Genomic DNA, 15,714 nt, shown 5'->3' on the forward strand with positions numbered 1-15,714 from the left:
CATCACCGACCGTTGTGCTGCTGACGACCGGCGGAACCATCGCGACCGAGGTGGACAGCGACGGTATCGCCCGGCACAGCAGCTCAGGCGGCGATCTGCTGGCGGCGTCCGGCTCTGATGATGTGGTCGTGGACGACCTGATGGCCGTCGACAGCGCGGAGATGACGCCCCAGCGCTGGCAACAGATCGCGGCCGCGGTCCGCGGACATGTCGCACGCGGTGCCACCGGAATCGTCATCGCGCACGGCACGGACACCCTTGAAGAGACCGCGCTGTGGCTGGCACTGACGTGTTCGGTGCCTGTCCCCGTGGTGCTCACCGGAGCGCAACGCAGCGGTGACCATCCGGAGTCCGACGGGCCAGGCAATCTGCGTGATGCGTTCACGGTGGCCGCGACCGGCGCGGCGCTGGGCGTGGTGGTCTGCTTTGCCGGTCAGGTGTATCCGGCGACGGGCATCCGCAAGGTCGATTTGGCCGCACCGGCCGGATTCGCCGGCGTTGCACCCATCGGGCAGGTGCGCGATGGAATGTTTCTGCGCCATGCCGACACACCGCCGGTCTTTCTGGGCACCGTGACGCGCGCCGCGCTGCCCCGTGTCGACGTCGTGAGCCTCTATCCGGGTGCCGATGCGGTGGCCCTCGATGCCTACGTGCGGGCCGGTGCCCAGGGCCTGGTACTGGAAGCTCTGGGCGCAGGCAACGCCAATGACGTTGTCATCGAGGCGGTTTCGCGCCACATCGCCAATGGCATCCCCGTGCTGGTGACCACCCGCGTACCGGCAGGGACGCTGGCCCCCGGGTATGCCCCGGGGCAGAAGCTGGTGGACGCGGGCGCGGTAACGGTGTCGCGTCTTCGTTCCGGGCAGGCCCGGGTGCTGTGCATGGCGGCGCTGGCCACCGGGTCAGATCTCGTCTCCGTCGTCGAGCGGCTCGGCTGACTCCTCCGGCCAGTCCAGGCTCGCCACCGGATCGGCGCGGGCGATACCCGGATCGTCGACCGCGAAGGTGCGCGCGATGCCCGCACCACTGCTGCGTGTCTCGAATCTCACGGTCATGACGCCATGTCCGGTGCCCTGGATCCAGCCGTGACCGAACTCGGGGTGTTCGACGTCATCGCCGACGCCCCAGCTCGCGGCGCGCGGGGCCTCCTGTTGCGCGGCAGCCGGCGTCTCGTCGGTTTCCGCGACAGACTCGCCCTGATCCAAGTCGGGGAAAAGTGAGGTCTGCTGCACATCGGAGAAGCCCGAGAATCCCACGCCGACAAGACGAATGGGGCCGATTTCGACGGGGTCCAGCAGCAGCCGCCGCGCCGCAGACATCAGCACCGCGCGTTCGGTGGTGGCGTAGGGCAGGGTCGCCGATCTGGTCAGGATGCTCATATCCGAGCGGCGCAGTTTCACGGTGACGGTGCGCACCCCGCGCCCATGTTTGACGAGTCTCCGATGCGCGTGCGCGCCGATCGGCTCGATGGCTTCGCGGAGCTGCTCCAGGGTTGTCAGGTCGTCGGGAAAGGTCGACTCGGCACTGATCTGTTTGGTTTCCGCACGTTCGGCCACCGGGCGTTCATCGATCCCACGCGCAAGTTGGTGCAGTGCGGGACCGATCGTGCCGCCGAGCACCGAAGCCACCTCGCTGGTCTGCAGTGCCGCGAACTGACCGATGGTGTCGATTCCCAACCGGTGCAGTCGTTCTTCGGCTACGGGCCCGATCCCCCACAACTTGCGCACCGGGAGGTCGTCGAGCAGTGACCGTTCCTCCTCGGGCGCGATGATCCGCACGCCATCGGGCTTGGCCAGCCCCGAGGCGATCTTGGCGATCTGCTTACCGGACCCCGCCCCGACGGATGCGGTCAGGCCGGTTTCGGCGAGCACCCGCGTGCGCAGCTCGGCGATGTACTCGGTCACCGATTCGGTTGTGGCTCCGGCTAGTTCAGCAGGTTCGCCGAAGGCCTCGTCGAAGGACAGCTGTTCGAGCACGGGGATCATGGACCGCACGGTCGCGAATACCCGCCGACTGGCGACGCCGTACACCGCGCCACGCGGCGGCAGGACGACCGCACTGATGCCTACGAGACGCCGCGCCTGGTGCATGGGCATGGCCGAGCGCGCACCGAAGATCCGGGCCTCGTAACTCGCGCCGGCCACCACGCCCCGACCTCCGGTACCGCCGACCAGGACCGGACGATCACGCAGGGTCGGCCGGGTCAGCTGCTCGACCGAAGCGAAGAAGGCATCCATGTCGAGGTGCAGAACCCATCGACCGGCAGCACACACGCGCTCATCGTATGGCGCAGCTCTGACACCCTCGTGGCCGAACCTCGACAAGGAATGGCCGAATCGCGCTACTCGGACAGCAGCCGCGTCCCTAGCCTGATGTCATGGCAATGAATCTGGTGCACCGTTGGTGCTGTAGCTCGGAGATGTGGGCACGCAAGACCGAGTCGCAGCTCCTCCCGTGGGCCCTGGAAGGGGTCGAGCTCGGTGCGGACACCCTGGAGATCGGTCCCGGCTACGGCGCGAATCTGCGTGTGCTAAGCAAGCGCACGCCGCAGCTCACCGCAGTGGAGATCGATGAGACCATGGCCGCGCGACTGCAGCGGCTCTACGGCGATCAGGCGACGGTCATCCAGGGTGATGGCACCGAGCTGGGTTTCGATACCGACCGCTTCAGCTCCGTGGTGTGCTTCACCATGCTGCATCACGTGCCGACACCCGTGCTGCAGGATCGACTGTTCGCACAGGCGCATCGGGTGCTGGCTCCCGGCGGTGTCTTCGCCGGCAGCGACGGCGTGCACTCCACCTTTTTCCGGCTGCTGCACATCGGTGACACCTACAACCCGGTACCGACCACCTCGCTGCCGGATCGCCTGCGCGCGGCGGGGTTCACCGATATCGAGCATCAGCTCGACGGTGGCAACCAGCGCTGGCGGGCCGTGAAGGCGGCCTAACCGGCCGCCTTCACCAGGGACACCCGGACCCCGTCGCCGAGATCGGTGGCGGGGTCCGGCACATTCTGGCCTCCCTCTCCGATCTGCAGTGTGGTGGCCAAGATTTCACCAGCGATCAGGTCCCGGTGGCGTTCGGCCCAGGCGCGACGATCGGCAGGCACCCCCAGGACGACCTCGATACGATCGGAGACCTCAAGACCCGAAGACTTGCGCAGATCCTGCAGTTCGCGAATCAGGTCGCGCGCCCAACCCTCGGCCTCCAACTCCTCGGTGACGGTGTCATCCAGGATGACCAATCCCCCGCCTTCGGGAAGCGCCGCCGTGGAATCCGGCTCCGCGGCCACCAGTTTCGAATCGAACTCACCCTCCTGCAGGGTGATTCCCGCGGCGACGACGGTGCCGTCGGCCTGCTGCGCCCAGTCACCGGCCTTGACCGCGCGGATGACGGTCTGCACATCCTTGCCCAGACGGGGACCGGCGGCCCGCGCGTTGACCGTCAGCTCGAACTTGCCGTACACGGCGATATCATCGGTCAGCTCAACGGATTTCACGTTGAGCTCGTCGGCGATGAGCGCTGTGTAGGGCTCCAGTCGCTTGGGGTCGGGCACCGCCACGGTCAACTTGAGCAGCGGCAACCGTACCCGCAGCTTCTTGGCCTTGCGCAAGGAAGAACCGGTCGAGGCGACTTTTCGTACCTCGTCCATCGCGGCGACCAGCGCCGGATCCGCGGGCAACACGGATTCGGAGACCCAGTCCGTCAGGTGCACCGACCGCTCTCCGGTCAGTCCGCGCCAGATGACCTCGGTGGTCAACGGAAGCAGCGGAGCGGCCAGCCTGCATGTCGTCTCCAACACGGTGTGCAGAGTGTCGATGGCGTCCGCATCCTCCTCCCAGAAACGCGAACGGGACCGTCGCACATACCAATTGGTCAGTGCGTCGGTGAACTGACGCAGCTGCTCGCACGCCACGGAGACGTCGCAGTCATCCATGGACTTGGTGAGGTCGTCGCGCAGCTGCGCCAACTTGGCCAGGATGTATTTGTCCAGCACCTGCGTCGAGTCGGTGCGCCAGGTGCCGGGTTTGGGCGCGTACAGCTGCAGGAAGCTCCAGGCATTCCACAACGGCAGGATGACCTGCCGCACGCCCTCACGGATCCCCTGCTCGGTGACGATCAGATTGCCGCCGCGCAGGATCGGCGATGCCATGAGGAACCACCGCATCGCGTCGGAGCCGTCGCGGTCGAACACCTCGTTGACGTCCGGGTAGTTGCGCAACGACTTGCTCATCTTCTGGCCGTCGTTGCCCAGCACGATGCCATGTGACACACAGGTTCTGAACGCGGGCCGGTCGAACAGCGCGGTCGCCAGCACGTGCATGACGTAGAACCAGCCGCGGGTTTGGCCGATGTACTCGACGATGAAGTCGGCCGGGAAATGATTCTCGAACCACTCGGCGTTTTCGAACGGGTAGTGCACCTGCGCGTAAGGCATTGAGCCCGAGTCGAACCAGACATCGAAAATGTCTGGGATGCGGCGCATGGTGGACTTGCCGGTGGGGTCGTCGGGATTCGGGCGGGTCAGCTCGTCGATGTAGGGCCGGTGCAGGTTGGTCGGCCGCACGCCGAAGTCCCGCTCCAGCTCATCCAAACTTCCGTAGACGTCGATGCGCGGGTATGCGGGATCGTCGGACTTCCACACTGGAATTGGGCTGCCCCAGTAGCGGTTCCGCGAAACAGACCAGTCGCGTGCACCTTCCAGCCACTTACCGAACTGGCCGTGCTTGACGTGCTCTGGATACCAGGTGATCTGCTCGTTGAGTTCGACCATTCGATCCCGGAATTCCGTCACCTTGATGAACCAGGAAGACACCGCCCGGTAGATCAACGGGTTACGGCAGCGCCAGCAGTGCGGGTAGGAGTGGTCATAGGTCTCGTGGCGCAACAAGACCGCGCCGTTGGCTGCGGCCGAGCCGGTGCCATTCTTGAGATCCTTGATGATCTGCGCGTTGGCGTCGAATACCTGCTGCCCCTCGTAGTCGGGCACGGTGACATCGAAGCGCCCCCTCGAGTCCACAGGGGTGACTGGCGTGATCCCGGCCTTGTCGGTGACGTTCTTGTCCTCCTCACCGTATGCGGGTGCCATATGCACGATGCCGGTGCCGTCGTCGGTGGTGACGTAATCCCCGGAGAGCACGGTGAACGCGTTCGGCGAGGCACCCTGCTGGAAGTACGGGAACGGAGGGACGTACCGCATACCCAGCAACTCGGCACCCGTATAGGTGTCCAGCACCGTCGGCTCTTCACCCAGCTCACGGGCGTACGCCCCAACCCGCGCCTGCGCCAACAGATAACGGTCCGCCGTCCCATCGCGGCCTTCGGCCGCCACCAACACATAGGTGACCTCCGGGTTCACCGCGACCGCCAGGTTCGAGGGCAGGGTCCACGGAGTGGTGGTCCAGATCAGCAGGCGTGCACCGTCGAGTGTCGCCCACCGCGTGTTCTCGTTGCCGGCGATCCGGTAACCGACGGTGACCGCGGGATCCTGACGACTCTGGTACACGTCGTCGTCCATGCGCAGCTCGTGGTTGGACAGCGGTGTCTCGTCACGCCAGCAGTACGGCAGCACGCGGTATCCCTCGTACGCCAAGCCCTTGTCCCACAACTGTTTGAACGCCCAGATCACCGACTCCATGAAGGTCAGGTCGAGCGTCTTGTAATCGTTGTCGAAGTCCACCCAGCGCGCTTGCCGAGTCACGTACTCGCGCCATTCCTTGGTGTAGCGCAGCACCGATTCGCGGCACGCATCGTTGAACTCGGCGATGCCCATCGAATCGATCTGAGACTTGTCGGTGATGCCCAGCTGGCGTTCGACTTCCAGCTCTGCCGGCAATCCGTGAGTGTCCCAACCGAACCGGCGGTCCACCTGGTATCCGCGCATGGTCTGATAGCGCGGGACGATGTCCTTGACGTAGCCGGTGAGCAGATGCCCGTAGTGCGGCAGTCCATTGGCGAACGGTGGCCCGTCGTAGAAGACGTATTCCGGGGCGCCGTCACGATGTGCAATGCTCGCGCGGAACGTGTCGTCTTCGTCCCAGTAGCCCAGCACCTGCTTTTCCAGCGCAGGGAGATTCGGCGATCCGCTGCGCTGATCGGCGCCAAGATCAGTCCGCGGGTACGCGTCCGCGGATGAGCCGCTTGCGCGAAGACTCTCGGATGCGGATGAGCCGCTTGCGCGAAGACCATCAGGCATAGTCGGTAGATCTCCCTGTGCTCGCCGGCACGGGGACGATGGGACGCCGTCGGCGTACCTCCGCGGTACCACCCCGCTTGCCCCGACCTGTGCGGGGCCTCTCACAGCGGCTGTGACGGGCCTACCCGTCCGGTTCTACCGGGTTATCCGTGCTGCGCGCACGGAACCTTTCTTCCGGAGACTCCCCGGTGATGGCCGGATCGATGTCTGTGGCCGTAATTCTATTCGGGTGTGTTGATATGGCCAAACCGGTTTCGAATGATCATCGCAGCCGCCAGGACCAGCGCGATCGCCAACAACGCCCCGACGAAATGGACCGTCAGCGCCCATCCGCCGGACTGGTACGCCAATCCTCCCGCGGCACCTGCCACCGAACTTCCCAGGTAGTAGCTGAACAAGTACAGGGCAGAGGCTTCGGCCCGGTCGCGCTGCGCGACCGCGCCTACCCAGCCGCTCGCGACGGTATGTGCGGCGAAGAAGCCCGCGGTGAACACACCCACCCCGATGATCACCGTGACGAGCGAGTCCGGGACGGTCAGTGCAAGCCCCAGCGCGGTGACGGTGACCGCTCCGATCAGGACCAGCCCCCTACCGCGCCGATCCGCCAGCCGACCGGCGACCGCCGACGACACCGTTCCGGCCAGATACAGCAGGAACAGCAGCCCGGCGATTGCCGTCGGAAGCCCGAAGGGCGGAGCCACCAGGCGATAGCCCAAATAGTTGTAGACCGTGACGAACCCGCCCATCAACAGAAAGCCCAGCCCGAACATGATGAGCAGCACCGAGTTTCTCAGGTGCATGCCGAGAATCCGCAGTGTGGTGCCGACCCTGACCCTCTTGGGCACGAAGAACTGAGACCTCGGAAGAAGCATCGCGAACAACACCGTGCACACCAAAGTCATTGCGCCACTGCCGAGTAACGCGATCCGCCAATCGCTCACATCAAGCACCGAAGAAGCCACCAGTCGCCCGGCAAGTCCACCGACCGTCGTTCCGGCGATGTATCTGCCCATCGCCGAACCGAGAGACCCCGGATGCACCTCCTCGGCAAGGAATGCCATGGCCACTGCCGGAATCCCGGCCAATGCGACACCTTCTGCCGCACGGCCCATCAACAACACCGCGAACGTAGGACTGGCCGGAAGCAGCAGCCCGATGACCGTCGTAGCGATTGCCGACACCAGCATCACCGGGGTGCGCCCGAACCGTTCCGACAGAGCACTGGCAGGGATGATCGACAGTGCCAGCATTCCGGTAGTCACCGAAACCGTGAGGGCGGCAGCCGCCGGACTGACTCCCAGATCCGCGGACAGTGCGGGAAGCACCGCCTGTGTTCCGTACAGGGCCGCGAACGTCGCAAGCCCGGCGGCGAACAGCGCACCGGTCAGCCGCCGATATCCGGCGGTTCCTGTGGTGTGGGGCACGGGACTCGCACCACAGCTCGCCGAAACTCTCTGGGTACTCGGGGCGACGGCCATGGCTGTAGATGCTGCCTGGGTCAATGCATATTGCGGAAATGAGCAATTTGACACTTTATAATTCGATTCAGGCATAAATGGAGGTGAAGAGATGGCCGACGGCGACTACGAGTGGTACATCACACTCGCCGAACTCCACAACGTCACCGCCGCCGCCGATCAGCTCCAGCTCGCGCAGCCGACGCTCACCCGAATGCTCGCCCGCTTGGAGCGCCGGCTGGGCGTGCAGCTGTTCGATCGGCACGGCAAGCGGCTCACCCTGAATCCGTTCGGGCGGATCTTCTACCAGCACGCCCGCCGCGCCCAGATGGAGCTCGATTCCGCCCGCCGGGCCATCGACGACCTGGCCAATCCCGCTGAGGGGGAAATCCGGCTCGGGTTTCTGCACACCTTCGGCCCGGCGTTGGTCGCCGGTCTCATCGCGGGATTCGCCGCGACGTCGCCCCATGTGCGATTCGTGCTGGAGCAGGGTGCTGCGGGCAGCCTCGATGATCTGGTCGCCAACGGCGATCTGGACGTGGCAATCGTCTCTCCGCGTCCACGTCGCGCAAATCTCGGGTGGCGCAACCTCTTCCGGCAGCGCCTCGGTGTCGCAGTCCCCACCGACCATCGACTGGCACAGGCCGAAGACGTGTCGATGTCCGCTCTGGCCGACGAGCCCTTCATCGGGATGCACCAGGGATTCGGTATGCGGCGCCTGCTCGAAGAACTGTGCGCGGCTGCGCAATTCCAGCCGCGCATCGTGCTGGAATCGAGCGATCTGACCACGGTGGCGGGCCTGGTGGCAGCCGGCCTGGGCATCGCGGTACTCCCCGTGGACGCCACCACCTACCCGCCCGATCTCAGAATGCTGCGCCTCATCGACGCCGACGCGCACCGGGACGTCGGCATCATCTGGAGTTCCGCGCAGCCGCTTTCGCGCCCGGTCCGAGATTTCATATCCCACGCCGTCGCGTCGACGTAGGGAAGAATCACCCCATGTCCGCTGACGTGCCGCCCGAGAACGGGATCGCCCACGCCATCGCACAGATCGATGCCGCTACGGACGAATCTGCATTCTGCGCGGCGGTGGGCGCGGCACGCATGGTGATAGCCCTGGAGATACGGGCGCGTACACCTGAGGCGACTCTGGCCGCCGCCTGGTCAGTGGCATTGCAGCGCAGCATTGACACGGCGGCACGACTCGTCGCCGACGGGACGAACCCGGGCTGGACCTGGTTTGTCTCGGGAAGCGTGGCCCGCGGTGAGGCGGCTCCCGGCTCCGACATCGAGACCCTGCTCGCCGTCGACGACGAGGTCGATGCCGCCGGGAAGACCCACCTCATGGAGCTCGCGGCGCGCGTGCACGCGATGCTCGAACGCAGTGGCATCGGCAGTGACGCCAACGGAGTTCTCGCGAGCCGCGGCCGCTTCTGCCGCCGGGCCGCCAATTGGTTCGAGGGCATCGAACGGTGGTGCGCCAACCCGCCGGAGGATCGCGGAGTGGTGATGGTGGGCCTGATGGCAGATTCCCAAGGGATCGGCACCGGATCGTCGTTGCCTGACAACGCTCTTCGTAGCGAGAATGCAGACTGTGCACACCACCACTACCCCATCAGGCTGGCGATGCTTCAGGATGCGGTGGCTGTGCGCGCCGGATTTCCCTCGCGGTTGAAGATATTCGCGACGCAATCGGACACCGTCGATCTCAAGATCGCGGCGATCGATCCCGTGGTCAAGATCGCTCGCTGGGCTGCCTTGTCGGCGGGTTCAGACGCTCTCGCGACAACGGATCGACTGGATGTGGCGTCCGCGGCCCGGATTCTGGACCCGGATGATGCCTCGACGCTGCGAGATTGCTTCGGATGGCTGCTGCGGTTCCGGTGGCGCTCCCGGGCCGGCGCCTGGCAGGACGGGCAGCACATGTCCGACACCATCTCGCTCTCCGCCCTGGCACCGCAAGAGCGTGCGGTGCTGCGCACCATCGCCCGGGAGATCGCCGGCATCCGGCGCAAGCTGATCTACCTGTCCTCGACCTCCTCATTTAGATAATCGGTCATACCAGCGCATGGCCCAGCGAGCATCTCCGAGGGCCGTGTGCCGTTGGCCCGCGCTCGGTGTGTTGACACCGAATTGCAGCGACAGGTTGGAGTAGTCCGCATCCGGTGTCAGCCCGCGTTCGCGGATCCGCTCCGCGGTGCGGCTGACGACGTCGACCAGGTCTGGGTTCCAGGTGGGGCTGACCCCGTGCGCCAGGAACATCGTCGTCAGGCATTCGGTGTCGAACTGAGGAATCACGCCGACAATGGTCGCGCCGGACGTCCACTCCTCAACCAGCGAAACGGCCTCGGCGGCACGAAAAACGCGGGGAAACTGCAGCGGTCGCAACCGAACCTGCGGATGGCGCTTGTGGAATCCACTGATATCAAGGCCCGCAGGATCGGCCGCCTCGAGATCGAGGTCTTGGACGTCGACGCACAAGTGCAGTTGCCGTTGCCCCTCCTCGGTTCGGCGGATGATCGCGATCTCCCACGGCTGGCGCTCGCGGTGCAGCCCGGTGGTCTCGGTATCGAGAAACACCAACGGGCGCCAAGACGTGCCGGATTCGCCTGCCTCGCCAGTCATATCGGTGGCAGTCTCCCACACGACATCCGCCGATAGGGCGCACCTGGAGACAAATCCGAGTCAGCTCATGGCGGCTACCCAGTTGCCGTGGAGAATGCGGGACCGATACTCGCGTCCCTCACCTCTGATCTCTTTGTTGCCCTGAGTGATTCACAGGAGAAGGTCTACAGATCCGCAGCCCTCACTCTGCCCCGCATCGCCACCGAGATCAACGCGTTGCCGCTGCCGACACACGGGGATCCCTAGGAACCCAGCGACAGAATGCGCTCGGCAGCAAGGGCGGGTGTGAGGGTGCCCTCGCGTACCTGCTGCTCGACTTCTGCACGCACCGCCTTGACATCGGGTGCGTTGAGCACCCGATCCAGCACCGCATCGCGCACCATCGCCCACATCCACTCCACCTGCTGGCGGCGACGTCTGGCATCGAACTCCCCCGCCTCGGTCAGCACCTTGCGGTGTTGCAGCACGGTGTCCCACATCTCGGACACACCGTTGTTCTCCAGTGCGCTCATGGTGAGAACCGGTGGACGCCACAGGGTGTCATGCGGATAGATCAGACGTAACGCACCCGACAACTCCCGAGCGGCCTTCTTGGCCTCGATTGCGTGCTCACCGTCAGCCTTGTTCACCACGACCAGATCGGCAAGCTCCAGCACGCCCTTCTTGATGCCCTGCAGCTGATCTCCGGTGCGCGCCAACGTGAGGAAGACAAAGGTGTCCACCATGTTGGCGACGGTGACCTCGGACTGGCCGACGCCGACGGTCTCGATCAGGATGACGTCGAACCCGGCGGCTTCCAGCAGCACCACCGTTTCCCGGGTCGCCTTGGCCACCCCGCCGAGCGTCCCCGAAGTCGGCGAGGGCCGAATGTATGCATCGGGATGTACCGAGAGCCGACCCATTCGGGTCTTGTCGCCCAGGATCGAACCGCCGGTGCGCGTGGACGACGGATCGACCGCCAGCACTGCTACGCGGTGTCCCTGTTCGATGAGGTACATCCCGAGAGCCTCGATGGTGGTCGACTTGCCCACCCCGGGCACGCCGGTGATCCCGACCCGCAGCGCATTTCCACCGTCAGGAGACAGCTCCAGCAGCAGCTGCTGGGCCTGCGCACGATGGTCTTGGCGAGTCGACTCCACCAAGGTGATGGCTCGGGCCAACCCCGAACGGTCTCCCGACCGGATCAGTGCAGCCAGATCGTCAGGTGCCGACATCAGGTCAGGACGTACCCAAGCCGCTCAGCCAGCTTATGCAGCAAGCCAATCGCCGCCTCGGCGATCACCGTTCCCGGCGGGAAGATGGCCGCGGCACCCGCCTCGTACAGCTCCTCGAAATCTCCGGGAGGAATGACGCCGCCCACGACGATCATGATGTCTGGGCGCCCCACCTCTGCCAGAGCCTCACGCAGCGCGGGCACCAAGGTGAGGTGGCCCGCTGCCAGTGACGACACACCAACCACGTGCACGTCGTTGTCGGCAGCCTGGCGCGCGACCTCCTCGGGAGTCTGGAACAGCGGGCCCACGTCGACATCGAAACCGATATCGGCGAAGGCCGTTGCGATCACCTTCTGTCCGCGATCGTGCCCGTCCTGGCCCATCTTGGCGACGAGGACGCGGGGCCGGCGGCCATCGGCGTCGGCGAACTTCTGCACGAGCTCGGTCGCTTGCGTCACGCTGCTAACGGCGCCGTCCCTTCCCACCTCGTCGCGGTATACCCCGCTGATGGTACGGATTTCGGCCTGGTGCCGCCCGTAGACCTTCTCCAGCGCGTCGGAGATCTCTCCGACGGTCGCCTTGTGTCGGGCGGCCTCGATGGCCAGCGCCATCAGGTTGTTGCCCAACCCGTCTTCGCCGGCACGGCTGGAATCGGCTGCAGCCCGGGTCAACTCGGCCAAGGCGGCCTGCACGGCATCGTTGTCGCGATCGGCGCGCAGCTGCTCCAACTTGGCCAACTGCTCGGCACGCACCCGCGAGTTCTCGACCTTGAGGACCTCGATCTGCTGATCCTCGGCGACCTGATACTTGTTGACGCCGATCACAGGCTGACGACCGGAATCGATGCGCGCCTGCGTACGCGCGGCGGCCTCCTCGATGCGCAGTTTCGGGATGCCCTGGTCGATCGCCTGCGCCATACCGCCGGCCTCGGTCACCTCCCTGATGTGCTCGCGTGCACGGGAAGCAAGCTGATGAGTCAGCCATTCCACGTAGTAGGAACCGCCCCAGGGGTCGATCGGACGGCAGGTACCCGACTCCTGCTGGATGAGCAGCTGAGTATTACGGGCGATGCGCGCCGAGAAATCGGTGGGCAGCGCCAGCGCCTCGTCGAGAGCGTTGGTGTGCAGCGACTGGGTGTGCCCCTGGGTCGCGGCCATCGCCTCGATGCACGTGCGAGCCACGTTGTTGAACACATCCTGCGCAGTCAACGACCAGCCGGAGGTCTGCGAATGTGTGCGCAGGGACTGCGATTTGGCACTCTTCGGATCAAACTGTGCCACCAGCTCGCTCCAGAGCAGCCGCCCGGCCCGCAGTTTGGCCACCTCCATGAAGAAGTTCATGCCGATGGCCCAGAAGAAGGACAGCCGAGGGGCGAACACGTCGATGTCCAGGCCACCCTCCAACCCCGCCTTGATGTACTCGACACCGTCGGCCAGGGTGTAGGCCAGCTCCAGATCAGCTGTGGCACCGGCTTCTTGGATGTGATAGCCCGAAATCGAGATCGAGTTGAACTTCGGCATCTTCGCGCTGGTGTAGGCGAAGATGTCCGAGATGATCCGCATCGAGGGCTTCGGCGGATAGATGTATGTGTTGCGGACCATGAACTCTTTGAGGATGTCGTTCTGGATGGTCCCGGCCAGCTTCTCGGTACCGACACCTTGCTCCTCGGCGGCCACTACGTACAGCGCCAAGATGGGTAGCACGGCGCCGTTCATGGTCATCGACACCGAGACCGAGCCCAGATCGATCCCGTCGAAGAGCTGGCGCATGTCGAGGATCGAGTCGATGGCGACACCGGCCATGCCGACGTCACCCTGCACACGCGGATGATCCGAGTCGTACCCGCGGTGGGTCGCCAGGTCGAAGGCCACCGACAGACCCTTTTGACCGGCGGCAAGGTTGCGGCGGTAGAACGCATTGGATTCGGCAGCCGTGGAAAAGCCCGCGTACTGGCGGATGGTCCATGGCTGGTTGACGTACATCGTCGGGTATGGGCCACGCAGGAAGGGCACCTGACCGGGGAATGTGTCGAGCGGGTATCCCTCGCTGCGGACAGCCTCGCGGTCGGCGGCCGTGTAGATCGGCTTGACGGTGATCGCCTCAGGCGTTTCCCAATCAAGCTGCTCGGGCGCATATCCGTGCGCATCGGCCGCTGCCGCCACCGCGGCGTCGACGGCGGCGGCATCAGGTGCCGCCGCCACCCGATCACCGTGCAGCGGCACATCGGCGAAGCTGCCCAGGACGGTCTCGGACACAGAACGATCCGTGAGGTCAGTCATGTCACGCCCCCAACTTGGTCAGCATGGCCGAAAGCGCTTCGACAGCATTGATTTTCATGGTCAGATAACCGTCGGGGCGTGACGACTCCGCGACCTCAGCGACTGCCTTCTCTGGCCCCGCGAGGTAGATGTCGGTGATGCCCGCGGCCCGGGCCGCATCGACAACCGCGGCCGCCTCGGCACCGTATCGGCCATCGGTTCCACAGATGACGGCGAGGCGTGCCCCCGCATCGGTCACCGCACCGGCCACCGTCTCTGCGTCAAGCACACCGGGATTGACGGTCTCGATACCGCCGGAGGCCAGCAGATTCGACGCGAATGTGGTGCGCACGTTGTGCTCGGCCAACGGACCCAATGGGATCAGCAGCGCCGTCGGACGCGCACCCGAGGCAGCCAGAAATGCGTCCGAGCGGTCCCGAAGAGCCTCGAAGTCCGCCGCATACCTGTACGCCCCGGCGGGGTGCGGCGGCAATGGCGCCTCCCCCAGGTTCGGAAACTCGTTCACCCCCGTCACCGAGGTACGCCGATGCGCGATGTCGTCAGCGCGCTTGGCGCGCGTCGCCGCCACACGGTCACGAATGAGATCGGCCGCCGCCTCGAATCCGCCCGCGCGCTCGATCTCGGCGAACAACGACCATGCCTGCTGCGCAAGGGTTTCCGTCAGGTCCTCGATGAACCAGGATCCGCCACCCGGGTCGAGCACCCGACCGACATGAGATTCCTCGAGGAGCAGCAGTTGCGTGTTTCGGGCGATACGCGCCGAGAACGCCGGGGATACCGAATCCAATCCGCCCGCGATGGCGTCATCGAACTGCCGCACCCGTACGCTGTCCGCGCCGCCGACCCCGGCACCAAAGGCGGCCAGTGTGGTGCGCAGCATGTTCACCCACGGATCACGTTGGGCCATCATCGGTTCGGAAGTCACCGCGTGCATCAGGGCGCCACCGTCGTTGGGGGCGCCCGCCACCTCCGCCACCCGGGCCCAGAGCACCCGCGCCGCGCGGAACTTGGCGATCGACAGGAACTGGTCATCGGTAGCGGCGAAGCGGAAGCTGATCTGCCGCAACGCCTCTGCGATACTCAAACCGCCGTTCTGCAGCAGTCGGAGATAGGCGACTCCCGCAGCGACTGCAACCGCGAGTTCTTGACTGTCGCTGGCGCCCAGTTCGTGAGCGATCGTGCCGTCGACGGTGATCGCGTGAATCTGCTCGATCCGTGCGCTTGCGCGCTCGGCCAACGCCACCGCGTCATCCACCGACACGCCCGGGCGCTCGGCGAACGCGCTGCCGAGCGGATCGGCGCCCAGGTCCACGACGACGCCCTCGGCGCTGCCCTCATGGGCGTCCAAGACTGCGAATATCGCCTCGGCCACCGCGGTGAGCTCGGCAGCCGCCTCCACCTGAATGGGCGCCAGGTCCAGGTAAACACCCTGCAGGGCACGGCCGACCGCCTCGGGACGAAGATCCGTCAGCACGATGGCGCTGGCTCCCTGTCCCAGCGCGTCGAGGATGGCCTCGTTCAGCAGCGCCGGATCGCCCGCGCCGTCGAAGCGCTCGGCGACCTTCCATCCACTGTTCACGTCCCGCTGCGGATCACCACCGCGCACAAACGGCCATTGGCCGGGCAGCGACGGCTCGGGTAGCTCGTCCAGCGCCGTGTACAAGGGCCGGATCGCAACCCCGTCATACGTGGGCGAGTCGAGCAGGCGTTCGGGATCCGCAGGCAGATCTTCGACCGCCTTGCGGGTGGTCTTCGCCAACACCCCGGCGACATCCTTCTGCCATCTGGCGAAGTCATGCCGAATTTCGGGCACCTCAACAGTCACAAAACTGCTCCCTGCTGCTCGTCGTCGAGCGACACATATGGCACTCCATGCCGAAATGCCTATCACACTTACTCATCAGGCTAAATGACACCGTCTGCTACCGCCCAGTACGGGGGCCG

At 65.5% G+C, this 15,714-nt stretch carries 12 protein-coding genes; 5 read left to right on the forward strand and 7 right to left on the reverse strand.

The genetic code is table 11. The annotated features are described in order from the left end of the window. Positions 1 to 20: 20 nt before the first annotated feature. The gene (locus tag MYCSP_RS12220) at positions 21 to 938 is read left to right on the forward strand and encodes an asparaginase (protein WP_207565744.1); all 918 of its coding nucleotides are present in this window, start codon (positions 21 to 23) and stop codon (positions 936 to 938) included. Here MYCSP_RS12220 and MYCSP_RS12225 read toward each other — a convergent pair. Beyond that, the gene (locus MYCSP_RS12225) at positions 903 to 2,273 is read right to left on the reverse strand and encodes a DNA polymerase IV (RefSeq protein WP_088413875.1); all 1,371 of its coding nucleotides are present in this window, start codon (positions 2,271 to 2,273) and stop codon (positions 903 to 905) included. The genes MYCSP_RS12220 and MYCSP_RS12225 overlap by 36 nt on opposite strands. Before the next feature lie 104 nt (positions 2,274 to 2,377). On the opposite strand from MYCSP_RS12225, the gene MYCSP_RS12230 reads away from it, so the two are divergent. Further along, positions 2,378 to 2,947, forward strand: a complete 570-nt coding sequence (locus tag MYCSP_RS12230) for a class I SAM-dependent methyltransferase (RefSeq protein ID WP_207547369.1) — start codon at positions 2,378 to 2,380, stop codon at positions 2,945 to 2,947. On the opposite strand, the gene ileS is transcribed toward MYCSP_RS12230, so the two are convergent. Together ileS and MYCSP_RS12240 are read right to left on the reverse strand one after the other, a co-directional pair. Next, positions 2,944 to 6,195 (reverse strand): isoleucine--tRNA ligase, encoded by a 3,252-nt coding sequence (ileS, locus tag MYCSP_RS12235; protein ID WP_235629474.1) that lies wholly within the window; start codon positions 6,193 to 6,195, stop codon positions 2,944 to 2,946. The two genes, MYCSP_RS12230 and ileS, sit on opposite strands and share 4 nt — an antisense overlap. 221 nt (positions 6,196 to 6,416) lie before the next feature. After that, positions 6,417 to 7,673: an MFS transporter gene (locus MYCSP_RS12240; protein WP_088413876.1), complete on the reverse strand. Its 1,257-nt coding sequence runs from the start codon at positions 7,671 to 7,673 to the stop codon at positions 6,417 to 6,419. Positions 7,674 to 7,764: 91 nt separating this feature from the next. On the opposite strand from MYCSP_RS12240, the gene MYCSP_RS12245 reads away from it, so the two are divergent. Then, entirely contained in the window at positions 7,765 to 8,637 is an 873-nt protein-coding gene (locus MYCSP_RS12245; protein WP_070910273.1) for a LysR family transcriptional regulator, read from the forward strand. A 14-nt stretch (positions 8,638 to 8,651) separates the two neighbouring features. Beyond that, a complete protein-coding gene (locus MYCSP_RS12250) occupies positions 8,652 to 9,704 on the forward strand; it encodes a putative nucleotidyltransferase substrate binding domain-containing protein (protein WP_083013210.1) in 1,053 nt (350 codons plus the stop codon). On the opposite strand, the gene MYCSP_RS12255 is transcribed toward MYCSP_RS12250, so the two are convergent. Beyond that, the gene (locus tag MYCSP_RS12255) at positions 9,693 to 10,277 is read right to left on the reverse strand and encodes a hypothetical protein (protein WP_070910275.1); all 585 of its coding nucleotides are present in this window, start codon (positions 10,275 to 10,277) and stop codon (positions 9,693 to 9,695) included. The genes MYCSP_RS12250 and MYCSP_RS12255 overlap by 12 nt on opposite strands. An 87-nt stretch (positions 10,278 to 10,364) precedes the next feature. Between MYCSP_RS12255 and MYCSP_RS23415 the strand changes: the two genes are divergently transcribed. Continuing rightward, positions 10,365 to 10,523, forward strand: a complete 159-nt coding sequence (locus tag MYCSP_RS23415; protein WP_165757429.1) for a hypothetical protein — start codon at positions 10,365 to 10,367, stop codon at positions 10,521 to 10,523. On the opposite strand, the gene meaB is transcribed toward MYCSP_RS23415, so the two are convergent. From meaB to mutA, 3 genes are read right to left on the reverse strand one after another with little or no spacing between them, the layout of a single operon-like run. Then, on the reverse strand, positions 10,520 to 11,491 hold the full coding sequence (meaB, locus tag MYCSP_RS12260; RefSeq protein ID WP_083013209.1) for a methylmalonyl Co-A mutase-associated GTPase MeaB: 972 nt from the start codon (positions 11,489 to 11,491) through the stop codon (positions 10,520 to 10,522). The genes MYCSP_RS23415 and meaB overlap by 4 nt on opposite strands. Further along, positions 11,491 to 13,770 (reverse strand): methylmalonyl-CoA mutase, encoded by a 2,280-nt coding sequence (gene scpA, locus MYCSP_RS12265; protein ID WP_083013208.1) that lies wholly within the window; start codon positions 13,768 to 13,770, stop codon positions 11,491 to 11,493. The genes meaB and scpA overlap by 1 nt, the downstream gene beginning before the upstream one ends. Position 13,771: 1 nt before the next feature. Next, positions 13,772 to 15,595 (reverse strand): methylmalonyl-CoA mutase small subunit, encoded by a 1,824-nt coding sequence (gene mutA, locus MYCSP_RS12270; protein WP_070910278.1) that lies wholly within the window; start codon positions 15,593 to 15,595, stop codon positions 13,772 to 13,774. Between the last annotated feature and the right edge of the window lie 119 nt (positions 15,596 to 15,714).

It is taken from the genome of Mycobacteroides saopaulense (assembly GCF_001456355.1).
Classification (GTDB): Bacteria; Actinomycetota; Actinomycetes; order Mycobacteriales; family Mycobacteriaceae; genus Mycobacterium; species Mycobacterium saopaulense.